Genomic DNA, 12,607 nt, shown 5'->3' on the forward strand with positions numbered 1-12,607 from the left:
GCGACAGCGAACTGACCGTCGAGGCGATCCGACGCGCCGCTCGCCACGCCAAGCTCCAGGTCCTCACCGGAGTGCTCGGCAGCCGTCTGGTCGTCATCGCGGGCGGCAGCGACAACCCGCTGCACGTCGCAAAGGCGCTGATCGGCCCGTACGCGGCCGGCCCTGTCGTCGCCGGACCCGTGGTGCCCGACCTGCTGGCGGCCACCCGGTCCGCCCAGGCAGCCGCCGCCGGGCTCAAGGCGTGCGGTGCCTGGCAGGACGCGCCGCGGCCGGTTCTGGCCGACGACCTGCTGCCGGAGCGCGCCATTGCGGGCGACCCCGCCGCGCGGGACCAGTTGGTGGAGGAGATCTACAGACCGCTGGAGGAAGCGGGCTCTGCGCTGCTGGAGACTCTGAGTGTGTACCTGGAGCAGGCAAGCAGTCTGGAGGGCGCGGCCCGGATGCTGTTCGTGCACCCCAACACCGTGCGCTACCGGCTTCGACGTGTGACAGACGTCACCGGGTGGTCGCCATCCGATGTCCGCTCGGCGTTCACGTTGCGAATCGCCCTGATTCTGGGGCGTCTGGCCGACAGGGATACCCAGTCCTAGACTTTTGTCGGACATCAACAATTCCCCCTACGGTTCTTCGTCCCTGTCCCCACGGGCGTTCAGGACCGTTCACAAGAGAGAGTGTGAGGGTGCTCGTACTCGTCGCTCCCGGCCAAGGCGCTCAGACGCCCGGCTTCCTGACTCCCTGGCTCGACCTCCCCGGTGCCTCCGACCGCGTCGCGGCCTGGTCCGACGCCATCGGGCTCGACCTCGCCCACTACGGCACGAAGGCCGACGCGGACGAGATCCGCGACACCGCGGTGGCTCAGCCGCTGCTGGTCGCCGCGGGCCTGCTGTCCGCCTCCGCACTGGCCGCATCGCCGGATGTCGTCGCAGGTCACAGCGTTGGTGAGATCACCGCGGCGGCGCTCGCCGGTGTCCTCGACGAGGAGACCGCGCTCCGTCTCGTACGCACCCGCGGGCTCGCCATGGCGGACGCCGCAGCGGTCACCGAGACCGGCATGGCGGCGCTGCTCGGCGGTGACCCGGAGGTGACGGTCCCGCACCTGGAGAAGCTCGGGCTGACCCCGGCGAACGTCAACGGGGGCGGCCAGATCGTCGCCGCCGGCACCGCCGCTCAGATCGCCGCGCTGACCAGGGACAAACCGGAGGGCGTGCGCCGGGTGGTGCCCCTCACGGTCGCCGGCGCCTTCCACACGCACCACATGGCTCCCGCCGTCGACCGGCTCCGCGAGGCCGCCGCGGCACTGACGGTCTCCGAGCCGACTGTGACGTATGTCTCGAACGCCGACGGAAAGCCGGTCGCCACCGGCGCCGAGGTCATCTCGCGGCTGGTCGGCCAGGTCGCCAACCCGGTCCGCTGGGACCTGTGCATGGAGACGTTCAAGGAGCTGGGCGTCACGACGCTCATCGAGGCCTGCCCGGGTGGGACCCTGACCGGTCTCGCCAAGCGGGCACTGCCCGGGGTGCAGACCCTCGCGCTCAAGACCCCCGACGACCTCGACGCGGCCCGCGCGCTCCTCGCTGAGCACGCAGGCGCCTAAGGAGCCCGAGAGCATGTCGAAGATCAAGCCCAGCCAGGGCGCCCCGTACGCACGGATCATGGGTGTGGGCGGCTACCGCCCGACCCGTGTGGTGCCCAACGAGGTGATCCTCGAAACGATCGACTCGTCGGACGAGTGGATCCGCTCCCGCTCCGGCATCGCGACCCGCCACTGGGCCTCCGAGGAGGAGACCGTGGCAGCGATGTCCATCGAGGCGTCCGGCAAGGCCATCGCCGATGCCGGGATCACGCCGGAGCAGATCGGCGCCGTCATCGTCTCCACCGTCTCGCACTTCAAGCAGACGCCAGCCATCGCGACCGAGATCGCCCACAAGATCGGTGCGGGCAAGCCCGCCGCCTTCGACATCTCCGCCGGCTGCGCCGGGTTCGGCTACGGCCTGACCCTCGCCAAGGGCTTGATCGTCGAGGGTTCGGCCGAGTACGTGCTTGTCATCGGCGTGGAACGGCTCAGCGACCTCACCGACCTGCACGACCGCGCGACGGCGTTCCTGTTCGGCGACGGTGCCGGCGCGGTCGTCGTCGGCCCCTCCACGGCGCCCGCCATAGGCCCGACGATCTGGGGCTCCGAGGGCGACAAGTCCGAGACGATCAAGCAGACCGTGGCGTGGGACGAGTTCCACGCCGACCGTCCGGAGAAGTTCCCGGCCATCACGCAGGAGGGTCAGGCGGTCTTCCGCTGGGCCGTCTTCGAGATGGCGAAGGTCGCCCAGCAGGCGCTGGACGCGGCCGGGATCGCCCCGGAAGACCTGGACGTCTTCATCCCGCACCAGGCCAACATGCGGATCATCGACTCGATGGTGAAGACCCTGAAGCTGCCGGAGCACGTCACGGTCGCCCGTGACGTGGAGACCACCGGCAACACCTCCGCCGCCTCGATTCCGCTCGCTATGGAGCGGCTCCTGGCGACCGGTCAGGCGAAGAGCGGCGACACCGCGCTCGTCATCGGCTTCGGGGCGGGTCTCGTCTACGCCGCGACGGTCGTTACTCTCCCCTAGGCACACCGGACCTTCCGGTCCGGACGTCCGAACCCTGCAGAAATACATCGAAGGAGCGCCAACATGGCCGCCACCCAGGAAGAGATCGTCAACGGTCTCGCCGAGATCGTCAACGAGATCGCCGGTATCCCGGTCGAGGACGTCCAGCTGGACAAGTCCTTCACCGACGACCTGGACGTCGACTCGCTGTCCATGGTCGAGGTCGTCGTCGCCGCCGAAGAGCGCTTCGACGTCAAGATCCCGGACGAGGACGTCAAGAACCTCAAGACGGTCGGCGACGCTGCCGACTACATCCTGAAGCACCAGGCCTGATCCAGCCGGCTCGTGTGTCGCCACCCGGCGGTGGCGCCGCTGATTCACGACCCTCTACACGTGGAGAAGATTTTCCAGTGAACTCGACCAATCGCACCGTGGTCGTCACCGGTATCGGCGCAACCACTCCGCTGGGTGGCGACTCCGCGTCGACCTGGGAAGGTCTGATGGCCGGTCGTTCCGGCGTCAAGCCTCTCGAGGGCGAGCGTTTCGCCGAACTGCCCGTCCGGATCGCCGCCCTTGCGGCCGTCGACCCGGGCGACGTACTGCCCCGCCCGCTCGCCCGCAAGCTGGACCGCTCGGCGCAGTTCGCGCTGATCGCGGCCCGCGAGGCATGGGCGGACGCCGGCTTCACCGGCAAGGCCGGTGAGGACGAGAAGATCCAGCCCGACCGGCTCGGCTCGGTCATCGCCTCCGGTATCGGTGGCGTGATCACGCTCCTCGACCAGTACGACGTGCTGAAGGAGAAGGGCGTACGCCGCGTCTCCCCGCACACCGTGCCCATGCTCATGCCGAACGGCCCGGCGGCCAACGTCGGCCTCGAGGTCAACGCGCAGGCCGGTGTCCACACCCCGGTCTCCGCCTGTGCGTCGGGCGCCGAGGCCATCGGTTACGCCGTCGAGATGATCCGCACCGGCCGCGCCGATGTCGTGCTCGCCGGTGGCACCGAGGCGGCCATCCACCCGCTGCCGATCGCGGCGTTCGCCAACATGATGGCCATGTCCAAGAACAACGACGAGCCCGAGAAGGCGTCTCGTCCGTACGACACGGGCCGTGACGGCTTCGTGCTCGGCGAGGGCGCGGGCGTCGTGGTCCTGGAGTCCGCGGAGCACGCTGCCGCGCGGGGCGCCAAGGTCTACTGCGAGGTGCTGGGACAGGGGCTGTCCGCGGACGCCCACCACATCGCCCAGCCCGAGCCGACCGGACGCGGGATCGCTGCCGCCATGCAGAACCTGCTGGACCAGACGGACCTCAAGCCGTCGGAGGTCGTGCACCTCAACGCGCACGCCACGTCGACGCCGCAGGGCGACGTCGCGGAGCTGAAGGCTCTGCGCAAGGTCCTGGGCGACGACCTCGACCATGTCGCGATCTCCGCGACGAAGTCGATGACCGGTCACCTGCTCGGTGGCGCGGGCGGCATCGAGACCGTTGCCACGGTCCTGGCGCTGCACCACCGGATGGCTCCGCCGACGATCAACGTGGAGAACCTCGACGAGGCCGTGGAGGCGGACATCGTGCGCGATGAGCCCCGTCCGTTGCCCGAGGGGTCGATCGCCGCGATCAACAACTCGTTCGGGTTCGGGGGCCACAACGTGGTGCTGGCGTTCCGCAGCGTCTGACCCCCAGCGCGCCGAAGCCCGCCGTCCCCTCGGGGAGGCGGGCTTCACTGCTGCCCGGGCTGAACGATGCCCTCCATCGCCCGGGCGGAAGATCATGCGCCTCCGGCGATCGAGGAGCGGGGTCCGGGGCGGAGCCTCCGGTGTCGGGAAGGGACGGGCAGGGAAGCAGGCCCGCGCAGGCGCGACCCGCACCCGCGGACGGGTCAGACCACCTGGTGGAGCCACCGCACCGGCGCCCCCTCCCCCGCATGCCGGAACGACTCCAACTCGTCGTCCCACGGCTTGCCGAGAAGTTTGGCGATCTCCGCCTCCAGCTCCGTCTCCCCCCGCACCGACCGCGCCAGTGCGGCCCGCAGCCGGTCCTCCGGCACCAGGATGTCGCCGTGCATGCCGGTGACCGCGTGGAAGATGCCCAGCTCCGGCGTGGAGCTGTACCGCTCGCCCTCCGCCGTCGCACACGGTTCCGCCGTCACCTCGAAGCGCAGCAGATCCCACCCCCGCAGTGCGGAGGCAAGCTTCGACGCGGTCCCCGCGGCGCCCTTCCAGGAGAACTCGGAACGCCAGGTGCCGGGCGAGGCCGGCTGTCTGATCCAGTCGAGCTGAACCCGCACACCGAGGACACCTGCCACCGCCCATTCGACATGTGGGCAGAGCGCGCGCGGTGCGGAGTGAACGTACAGGACTCCACGTGTCGTCACCGGGACCTCCAGTGTGGGACGAGGTTCGCCTTCCCCAGCGGCCTCGCGCCCGTACCGCCTTTTCTCGGCCGGTCCCCGAGGTTGTCGTCAGTAAACAGCATCGGGAGTGAATCTCCAGAAAAAGGACAGTATGTGACGTGATGTGATAATACGAAACCACCCAAGTGGAGTCGGGTGGCGGAACGTGGCACTGGTTCGACGGGGAAAAGCTATCGTGCGGCGGCGCCCGAGGTGTGACGTACCGTCGGTCCTGGGCCCATCATTCGCACACCTTTCACCCGGCAGGGCGCGCGGGCGTGTCGCCCGGGGCCATGGGCGGTTGCCGGGGGCATAAACGGGAGGGCATGAGGGATGCAGAAACGTTCCGTGAGCCATCGCTCGCGCACCGGTGCCGCCGTTCTGGCGGCGCTTCCGGTGATCGCCGCGGCCGCGCTGGCCGGCTGTGACACGGGGTCGGACGGGACGACCAGGAGTTCCGCCGCCGGGCAGCACCGCCCGTCTGCCGCGCCCTCCCCCGCCTGGAACCGCAGTCCCGGGTCGGTCGCCGCAGTCGGGGACTCCATCACCCGTGGTTTCGACGCCTGCTCCGTGCTGGCCGACTGTCCTGAGGTCTCCTGGGCGACCGGCACGGACAGCGAGGTCCGGAGCCTGGCGGTGCGGCTGCTCGGCTCCTCGGGCGCGGCCTCGCACAGCTGGAACCACGCCGAGACCGGGGCCCGGATCGCCCAGTTGCCGGAGCAGATGGCTCTCGCGGCGGAGCGGAAGCCGGACCTGGTGACCGTGATGATCGGCGCCAACGACGCCTGCCGCGACTCGGCGAGACTGATGACGCCGGTGGCGGACTTCCGGGCCTCGTTCGAGGCCTCGATGCGTCAGCTCCGCAGCAAGGCTCCGAAGGCGCAGGTGTACGTGTCGAGCGTGCCGGATCTCAAACGCCTCTGGTCGACGGGGCGCGACAACCCCCTGGGCAAGCAGATCTGGAAGCTGGGCATCTGCAAGTCGATGCTGGGCCATGCGGATGACATGAGCGCCGGGGCCGAGGCGCGCCGCGTCTCGGTGCAGGAGCGTGTCGTGGCGTACAACGAGGTGCTGCGGAACGTGTGCGCGAAGGATCCGCGCTGCCGGTACGACGGCGGTGCGGTCTTCGACTACCGGTTCACCGGGCGGCAGCTCAGCCAGTGGGACTGGTTCCATCCGGGGCTGAGCGGCCAGGCCCGGCTCGCCGAGATCGCGTACCGCAATATCACGGCTCGGAAGCCCCCGGCGTAGCCATCGGCACGTGGTCTAAGGTCCGTGATCATGGACACGGGTTTGAGCAGCACGGCGATACGTACGGACCTCTTCGGCACCCTCGCGGACGGCACCGCCGTCCACCGCTGGACGCTGGAACGGGCCGGTACGCGGGCGCGCGTCCTGACGTACGGCGGCGCCGTGCAGTCGGTGGAGGTGCCCGGACGGGACGGCGTACGGGCCGGGGTGGCGCTCGGGCTGCCGGATCTCGCGGCGTACGAGACGTGCTCGGGCCCCTACTTCGGGGTGCTGGTCGGACGGTACGCGAACCGGATCGCGGGCGCTTCCTTCGTACTCGACGGGCAGACCCACCACGTGACCCGGAACGAGGGGCGCAACCATGTGCACGGCGGAGCCCTCGGCTTCGACAAGCGCGTGTGGGAGGCACGGGAGATCCCGGGCGGTGTGGAGCTGTCGCTGGTCGCGGAGGACGGCGAGGAGGGCTTCCCCGGGCGGCTGGCGGTCTCGGCGGCGTACACCCTGGACGAGGACGGGGCGCTGCGCATCGCGTACCGGGCGACGACGGACGCACCGACCGTGGTGAACCTGACCAATCACACGTACTGGAACCTGGCCGGCGCCGACAGCGGCAGTGCGGCCGGGCACACCCTGCGGATCGCGGCCGGGCGGATCACCCCGGTGGACGGCGAGTCGATTCCCACGGGCGAGCTGCTGCCGGTGGACGGTACCCGGTTCGACTTCCGTGAGGCGCGGACGGTCGGCACGGGATACGACCACAACTTCGTGCTGGACGAGGCGGTGGACGGTCCGGCGGCCGAGCTGTGCGACCCCGGCTCGGGGCGCGTCCTGACCGTCACCACGACCGAGCCCGGAATTCAGCTGTACACCGCCGACCACCTCGACGGCCGGCCGTACCGGCCCTGCGACGGGATCGCGCTGGAGACGCAGCACTTCCCGGACTCTCCGAACCGGCCGGAGTTCCCGAGCACGGTGCTGCGGCCGGGCGAGGAGTACGCGTCGACGACCGTGTACGGGTTCTCGGTGCGCTGACCGGATGAGGAGAGCCCCGGAGCGGGGTCAGGTGCCGCTCCGGGGCTCTCCGGTCCGAGGGGCTGCCGCTACTCCTTGACCTCCGTGGCCGCCGTCAGGCGTACGTCGCCGAGCGAGCGCGCCGCCTGCACCTCGTACGTTCCGGGCACGAGGGTCCAGTCGTACGCCGTCTCGTCCCAGATCTCGTACGCGCGCCGGTCCAGTTCGATCACGGCCTCGGCGCTCTCGCCCGGGGCCGCTTCGACGCGGGCGAAGCCGGCCAGCCGACGGGCCGGGCGCTCGGCGGTGTCGTCCGTCGGCGCCAGGTAGATCTGGACCGTCTCGGCTCCGGGGCGGGTGCCCGTGTTGCGGAGGCGGACGGTGGCGGAGTCGGGGGCGGCCGTCAGGGACTCGTACTCCCAGGTGGTGTAGCCCAGTCCGTGGCCGAAGGGGTAGGCGGGTCGGGTACCCGCCTTCTCCCAGGCCCGGTAGCCGACGAAGACGCCCTCCTCGTAGTGGAGTTCACCGTCGGTGGGGGTCGTGACGGAGACCGGGACGTCGGCGAGTGCGACCGGCCAGGTGGTGGGCAGGCGGCCGCCCGGTTCGGCGGCGCCGAGCAGGACGTCGGCCAGCGCCGCGCCGCCCTCCTGACCGGGGAACCAGCTGAGCAGCACCGCGGCGACCTCGTCGCGCCACGGAAGTTCCACCGGGGAACCGGAGTTGACGACCACCACGGTGTTCGGGTTGGCGGCGGCGACGGCCCGGACGAGATCGTCCTGGCGGCCGGGGAGCATCAGGTCGGTTCGGTCGAAGCCCTCGGACTCGACGCGTTCGGTGGTGCCGACGACGACGATCGCGGTGTCGGCGGCGCGGGCCGCCTCGACGGCCTCAGCGATCAGCTCGTCGGGGTCGCGGCGCGGGCCGAGGTGACAGAAGGAGAACGAGACGCCGGGAATGGGCGAGTCGGCGCCGAGCGTCTCGGGGACCTGCCGCAGCGACACCTCGACGGGGGTCCCCGCCGTGAGGGTCGTCCGGCCCCGCTCCAGTGGGTTGCCGAAGAACGCCTCGCCGGGGTCGGAGGAGCCGGTGACCCGGTGGATGTCGTCGTAGAGGGTCTCGCCGGCGACGGTGAGCGTGAGCGCTCCGGTGCCGCGGGTGCCGAAGAGGTGCTCGCCGGTGTCGCGCGGGACGAACGTGCCGGTGATCTCGACGCTGTGGAGCGTCTCGTGGGTCACGCCGTCGGGGAGGTCGTCGCCGATCCACTGGACGGTGCCGCTGTGCAGCGGCGCCGAGCCGAGGACCGCACCGGACGCGTCGTAGCAGACGGCCCGGAGCTCGAAGCCCTTCTCGGCGGGGGCGAGTTCGTTGTTCGGGTCGGCGCCGACGCGGTAGTCGAGGACGTCCTCGGGCAGGGCGGCGATCAGGCCGTCGAGCGGCGAGACGATGTGGTGCGGGAAGACCTGGGCGGAGCCGCCGCCGAGGACGCGGGCGTCGCGGGCGAGCGCGCCACTGAGGGCGACCTTGCGCACGACGGCCGGGTCGATGGGGAGCGCGGCGCGTTCGTTGCGTACGAGGACGAAGGAGCGGCGGGCGATCTCGCGGGCGAGCGCGTCGCCGTCGATGCCGGTGGGGTGGTCCGCCGGGTCGACGACGGGCGGGGCGCCGTCCAGGATGCCGACGCGGGCGGCGAGGCGCAGCACGTTGCACACGGCCCCGTCGACGACGGACTCCTCGACCTCACCGGCCCGGACGGCCGCGGCCAGCGCCTTTCCGTACACCGTCTTCGGCCCCGGCATGGCGATGTCGAGGCCGCCGTTGATCGCGGCGCCGGTGGAGCGGGCGGCCAGCCAGTCGGAGACGATGGAGCCGTCGAAGCCCCACTCGCCGCGCAGCACCGCGTTCTGCAGGTAGCGGTGCTCGGTCATGGTGGAGCCGTTGACCTGGTTGTAGGCGGCCATGATGCCCCATGGGTGGGCGTTCTTGACGATCCGTTCGAACGGGGCCAGGTAGATCTCGCGGAGCGTGCGCGGGGCGACGATGTTGTCGACGGTGAAGCGGTCGGTCTCGGCGTCGTTGGCGACGAAGTGCTTCACGGTCGTGCCGACGCCGCCGTCCTGGACGCCGAGCACATAGCCGGCGCCGATCTCGCCGGTGAGGTACGGGTCCTCGCTGTACGTCTCGAAGTGGCGCCCGCCGAGCGGCGACCGGTGGAGATTGACGGTCGGGGCGAGAAGGACGTGCACGCCCTTGCGGCGGGCTTCCTGGGCCAGCAGCCGGCCCGCGCGGCGGGCGAGCGCCGGGTCCCAGGTCGCGGCGAGCGCGGTGGGCGAGGGCAGGGCGACGGAGGGGTCCTCGGCGGTCCAGCGGACACCGCGGACACCGATCGGGCCGTCGGACATGACGAGCGAGCCCAGGCCGACGGCGGGGAGCGCAGGCAGCGACCACATGTCCTGGCCGGCCAGCAGCCGGGCCTTGTCGTCGAGTCCGAGTGCGGCCAGCGCCGCTTCGACCGCGGCCTCGCGGGCCTCGTCGGGCTGGGTGGGTGTGGACGCGCCTGCCACGGCCGTACCTCCTCGTGGTGAATCCTCTGCGGAATTGTCTCCATGGTGACTCGGTTACCAGTAGAGCAGTAGGCTTTGTTATCTGTTTGTTATGCGGCATGTCCGGGATGGCGTACGGTCCTGCTTGAGGAACCGACAGCACCGAAAGGGGCCGGACGCGATGGTGCGGGCCAGAACCGCGGAGCGACGGGCGGAGATCCTCCGCGCCACGCTGGAAGTGATCGCCGAACGCGGCTACCGCGGCGCCACGCTGAGCGCGGTAGCCGAGCGGGTCGGGCTGAGCCAGCAGGGACTGCTGCACTACTTCCCGACGAAGGAAGCGCTGCTCGTCGCCGTACTGGAGGAGCGCGACCAGTGGGACACGGGCGGCGGGGCCCGCAGTGACGGCACCTGGCGGGTGGATCTTCTGGACTCGCTCGTCGAGTACAACGCGATGCGCCCCGGCGTCGTCCAGACGTTCTCGGCGCTGCTCGGCGAGAGCGTGACGGAGGGGCATCCGGCCGGGGAGTTCTTCACTCGCCGCTACACACAGGTGCGCGCGAGCATGGCGGCCATGCTGCGCACGGAGTACGGCGGGACACTGCCGGGCGGCCTCACTCCGGAGCGGGCCGCGCCGCTGCTCGTGGCGGTGCTGGACGGGCTCCAGTACCAGTGGTTGCTCGACCCCGGATCGGTGGACATGCCGGCCGCGTTCCGGGACTTCCTGCGGCTGTTGCAGCCGGGGTCCCCGGACGCAGCCGACGAGCACGACGACCCCACCCGCGAGTCGGATGACCAGCGATAACACCGATACGACAAGATCGATGAGCGGCACCTGCGAGTGATTCCGAGCGGTCTACGCGCGTCTGGGCAACGCGCTCCGTTCCGCGCCCCCCAGGGTGTCCGCATGACTGACAAGCCGGCCGAAGAGACCTCTGCCCGGCCCTCGCGGCGGAGCATGATCGCGGGTGCCGCCGTCGGCGCCGCCCAGGGCGGTGTCCTCCTGGCCTCGTACAACTGGGCCGACGACGCACTGAAATGGGACTCCCTGGACGACGACGAGCGCTACCCGCACGCCCTGGGCGGCGTGCAGGGCGTGTACGGGCAGCGCATCGAGGTCTTCTGCACCGGGGTCGGTGCCACCCAGTCGTGGATGCGCGACCCGTACGCGTACGGCGAGGCGTCGGTGCTGCTGCCCGGCCGGCACACCGAGTTGTTCGCCGATGTGCGCTCGGTCGAGGGGCCGCTGCACTTCGCGGGCTGCCACACCTCGGTCAAGCCCGCCTGGATCGAAGGGGCGTTGGAGTCGGCGGTCCGCACGGCGCTGGAAGTGCACACGAGCTGACGTCCGTCGCGGACCTCAGCGGGCGAGGCCCAGCGTGACGCCCAGTCCGACGAGCACCGATCCGATGCCGCGGTTGAGGACCTTCTGCCACCGCAGCATCGCGGTGCGCAGATGGGCGTGCGAGAAGAACAGCGCGACCAGTCCGAACCAGCCGAGATGGGCGAGGGACATGAAGAGCCCGTAGCCGGCCTGCCGCCACAGGCCTGTGTCGGGTCCGACGACCTGGGTGAACGTCGACACGACGAAGAGCGTGGTCTTGGGGTTCAGCGCATTGGTGAGGAAGCCGGTGCGCAGGGCCCCGAGCCGGCTCAGTCCCGGCTTCGACTCCAGGTCGACGGCGAGGTCGTTGCGGGCGAAGAAGGTCCGTACCCCGATGTAGACGAGATACGCCGCACCCGCCAGCTTGATCACGGTGAACAGGACGGTCGAGGACGCGATCAGCAGCCCGACGCCGAGCATGGTGTACGTGACATGGACCAGGACACCCGCGGCGACACCCGCGGCGGCGAGGAGCCCGGTCGTCCGGCCGTAGAGATAGCTGTTGCGCACGACCATCGCGAAGTCGGCGCCCGGGCTGATGACGGCGAGGACGGTGATGACGGCGACGGCGATGATCTCGGTCATGGGCTCAGGTCTCCTCAGTCCGTGTTGACGCTGTACGGGGACGGGGACGGGGACGGGGACGCGTCCTCGTCGTCGGCGGGCGGCGCCACCAGGTCCCGGGCAAGCAGGGTGGCCCCGGCGACGGCGCCCGGCATCAGGAACACGGCGACGAACGGAACCAGGAAGGCGAGCCCCAGCGGTACACCGAAGCCGAGGATCAGCATGCGGCGGCCGCGCAGCAGGACGAGCCGGTCGGCCAGGACCATGCCACGGCGCTGGAGCGCGACGGCGGTGAGTTCCTCGGTGAGGAAGTAGCCGGTGACGCAGAAGCCGACGACCGGGACCACGGTCTGGCCGACGACCGGGATGAATCCGAGGGCGAAGAGCAGGACGGCGTAGAGCGTGACACGCACCAGGATGCGGATGCTGTCACGGGCGGAGATCCACAGCTCGCGCCAGAGCGGCAGCCCGGACTCGGGGACCTCGCCGCCCTCCGTGCGGTCGACCTCCTCGGAGAGCGACTCGTAGAACGGCTGGCCGACCAGCAGGGTCACGGCGGTGAACGTGACCACGGCGAGGAAGAGGCCGAGCGCGAAGACCAGCACGGTGAGCGTGGTGCGGAGAAGACCGAGCCAGGGGCTGGACCAGTCGTCGGCGAACGGGGTCGCCCAGGCGACGAGGTCGTCGGCGCCGTAGCCGAGACCGATGAGCGCTCCCGCGTACACGACGAGTGTGATGAGGCCAGGGATCAGACCGAAGCCGAACCATCGTCCGTGCCGGGCCACCCAGCGCTGCCCCTTGATCAAATAGCTGAAACCCGCCCCTAGATCACGCATGGCGTCAGCGTACTGGCGGCGGCGGACGCCGGTGACCGGAGAGT

At 70.6% G+C, this 12,607-nt stretch carries 12 protein-coding genes and 1 pseudogene (1 of these 13 running past the window's edge); 9 read left to right on the plus strand and 4 right to left on the minus strand.

Going from position 1 to position 12,607, the window contains the following annotated elements; genetic code table 11:
• From ACFU8W_RS10275 to fabF, 5 genes are all read left to right on the plus strand, one after another.
• Positions 1 to 590, plus strand: the final stretch of a protein-coding gene (locus ACFU8W_RS10275; RefSeq protein ID WP_208857587.1) for a helix-turn-helix domain-containing protein. 610 nt of this gene lie to the left of the window's left edge; only the last 590 of its 1,200 coding nucleotides appear in the window; its start codon lies off the left edge, out of view; its stop codon occupies positions 588 to 590.
• Positions 591 to 679: 89 nt separating this feature from the next.
• Positions 680 to 1,594, plus strand: a complete 915-nt coding sequence (locus tag ACFU8W_RS10280) for an ACP S-malonyltransferase (protein ID WP_345519535.1) — start codon at positions 680 to 682, stop codon at positions 1,592 to 1,594.
• A gap of 13 nt (positions 1,595 to 1,607) precedes the next feature.
• On the plus strand, positions 1,608 to 2,609 hold the full coding sequence (locus tag ACFU8W_RS10285; protein ID WP_384034420.1) for a ketoacyl-ACP synthase III: 1,002 nt from the start codon (positions 1,608 to 1,610) through the stop codon (positions 2,607 to 2,609).
• Positions 2,610 to 2,672: 63 nt separating this feature from the next.
• Positions 2,673 to 2,921, plus strand: coding sequence for an acyl carrier protein (locus tag ACFU8W_RS10290; RefSeq protein WP_030925892.1), 249 nt, complete (start codon positions 2,673 to 2,675; stop codon positions 2,919 to 2,921).
• Positions 2,922 to 2,998: 77 nt separating this feature from the next.
• A complete protein-coding gene (gene fabF, locus ACFU8W_RS10295) occupies positions 2,999 to 4,261 on the plus strand; it encodes a beta-ketoacyl-ACP synthase II (RefSeq protein WP_266986001.1) in 1,263 nt (420 codons plus the stop codon).
• A gap of 203 nt (positions 4,262 to 4,464) precedes the next feature.
• Here the strand turns inward: fabF and ACFU8W_RS10300 are convergent, their stop codons facing one another.
• Positions 4,465 to 4,959, minus strand: a complete 495-nt coding sequence (locus ACFU8W_RS10300) for a DUF3145 domain-containing protein (RefSeq protein ID WP_327246500.1) — start codon at positions 4,957 to 4,959, stop codon at positions 4,465 to 4,467.
• A gap of 351 nt (positions 4,960 to 5,310) precedes the next feature.
• Here ACFU8W_RS10300 and ACFU8W_RS10305 point away from each other — a divergent pair, with 351 nt between their 5' ends.
• Complete coding sequence (locus tag ACFU8W_RS10305) at positions 5,311 to 6,228, plus strand: SGNH/GDSL hydrolase family protein (protein WP_345519513.1); 918 nt, start codon at positions 5,311 to 5,313, stop codon at positions 6,226 to 6,228.
• Between the two features lie 30 nt (positions 6,229 to 6,258).
• Positions 6,259 to 7,260, plus strand: a complete 1,002-nt coding sequence (locus ACFU8W_RS10310) for an aldose epimerase family protein (RefSeq protein ID WP_384034425.1) — start codon at positions 6,259 to 6,261, stop codon at positions 7,258 to 7,260.
• Positions 7,261 to 7,328: 68 nt separating this feature from the next.
• Here the strand turns inward: ACFU8W_RS10310 and ACFU8W_RS10315 are convergent, their stop codons facing one another.
• Positions 7,329 to 9,800: a beta-glucosidase gene (locus ACFU8W_RS10315; protein WP_384034428.1), complete on the minus strand. Its 2,472-nt coding sequence runs from the start codon at positions 9,798 to 9,800 to the stop codon at positions 7,329 to 7,331.
• Between the two features lie 160 nt (positions 9,801 to 9,960).
• Between ACFU8W_RS10315 and ACFU8W_RS10320 the strand changes: the two genes are divergently transcribed.
• On the plus strand, positions 9,961 to 10,584 hold the full coding sequence (locus tag ACFU8W_RS10320) for a TetR/AcrR family transcriptional regulator (RefSeq protein WP_384034431.1): 624 nt from the start codon (positions 9,961 to 9,963) through the stop codon (positions 10,582 to 10,584).
• A 180-nt stretch (positions 10,585 to 10,764) separates the two neighbouring features.
• Positions 10,765 to 11,124: pseudogene (locus ACFU8W_RS10325) on the plus strand (flavin monoamine oxidase family protein); the annotation flags it as partial.
• Positions 11,125 to 11,139: 15 nt separating this feature from the next.
• Here ACFU8W_RS10325 and ACFU8W_RS10330 read toward each other — a convergent pair.
• Positions 11,140 to 11,748 carry a LysE family transporter gene (locus tag ACFU8W_RS10330; protein WP_345519505.1) on the minus strand — a complete coding sequence of 203 codons (609 nt, stop codon included), beginning with the start codon at positions 11,746 to 11,748 and terminating at the stop codon, positions 11,140 to 11,142.
• A gap of 14 nt (positions 11,749 to 11,762) precedes the next feature.
• Positions 11,763 to 12,563: an EI24 domain-containing protein gene (locus tag ACFU8W_RS10335; protein ID WP_384034435.1), complete on the minus strand. Its 801-nt coding sequence runs from the start codon at positions 12,561 to 12,563 to the stop codon at positions 11,763 to 11,765.
• Positions 12,564 to 12,607: the final 44 nt, after the last annotated feature.

The sequence above is a fragment of the Streptomyces sp. NPDC057565 genome, from assembly GCF_042801455.1.
GTDB lineage: Bacteria > Actinomycetota > Actinomycetes > Streptomycetales > Streptomycetaceae > Streptomyces > Streptomyces yanii.

Coding starts and splice junctions, on each gene's coding strand:
- ACFU8W_RS10330 (WP_345519505.1), bottom strand. CDS start 11,748: ATGACCGAGATCATCGCCGTCGCCGTCATCACCGTCCTCGCCGTCATC.
- ACFU8W_RS10305 (WP_345519513.1), top strand. CDS start 5,311: ATGCAGAAACGTTCCGTGAGCCATCGCTCGCGCACCGGTGCCGCCGTT.
- ACFU8W_RS10310 (WP_384034425.1), top strand. CDS start 6,259: ATGGACACGGGTTTGAGCAGCACGGCGATACGTACGGACCTCTTCGGC.
- ACFU8W_RS10285 (WP_384034420.1), top strand. CDS start 1,608: ATGTCGAAGATCAAGCCCAGCCAGGGCGCCCCGTACGCACGGATCATG.
- ACFU8W_RS10320 (WP_384034431.1), top strand. CDS start 9,961: ATGGTGCGGGCCAGAACCGCGGAGCGACGGGCGGAGATCCTCCGCGCC.
- ACFU8W_RS10290 (WP_030925892.1), top strand. CDS start 2,673: ATGGCCGCCACCCAGGAAGAGATCGTCAACGGTCTCGCCGAGATCGTC.
- ACFU8W_RS10335 (WP_384034435.1), bottom strand. CDS start 12,563: ATGCGTGATCTAGGGGCGGGTTTCAGCTATTTGATCAAGGGGCAGCGC.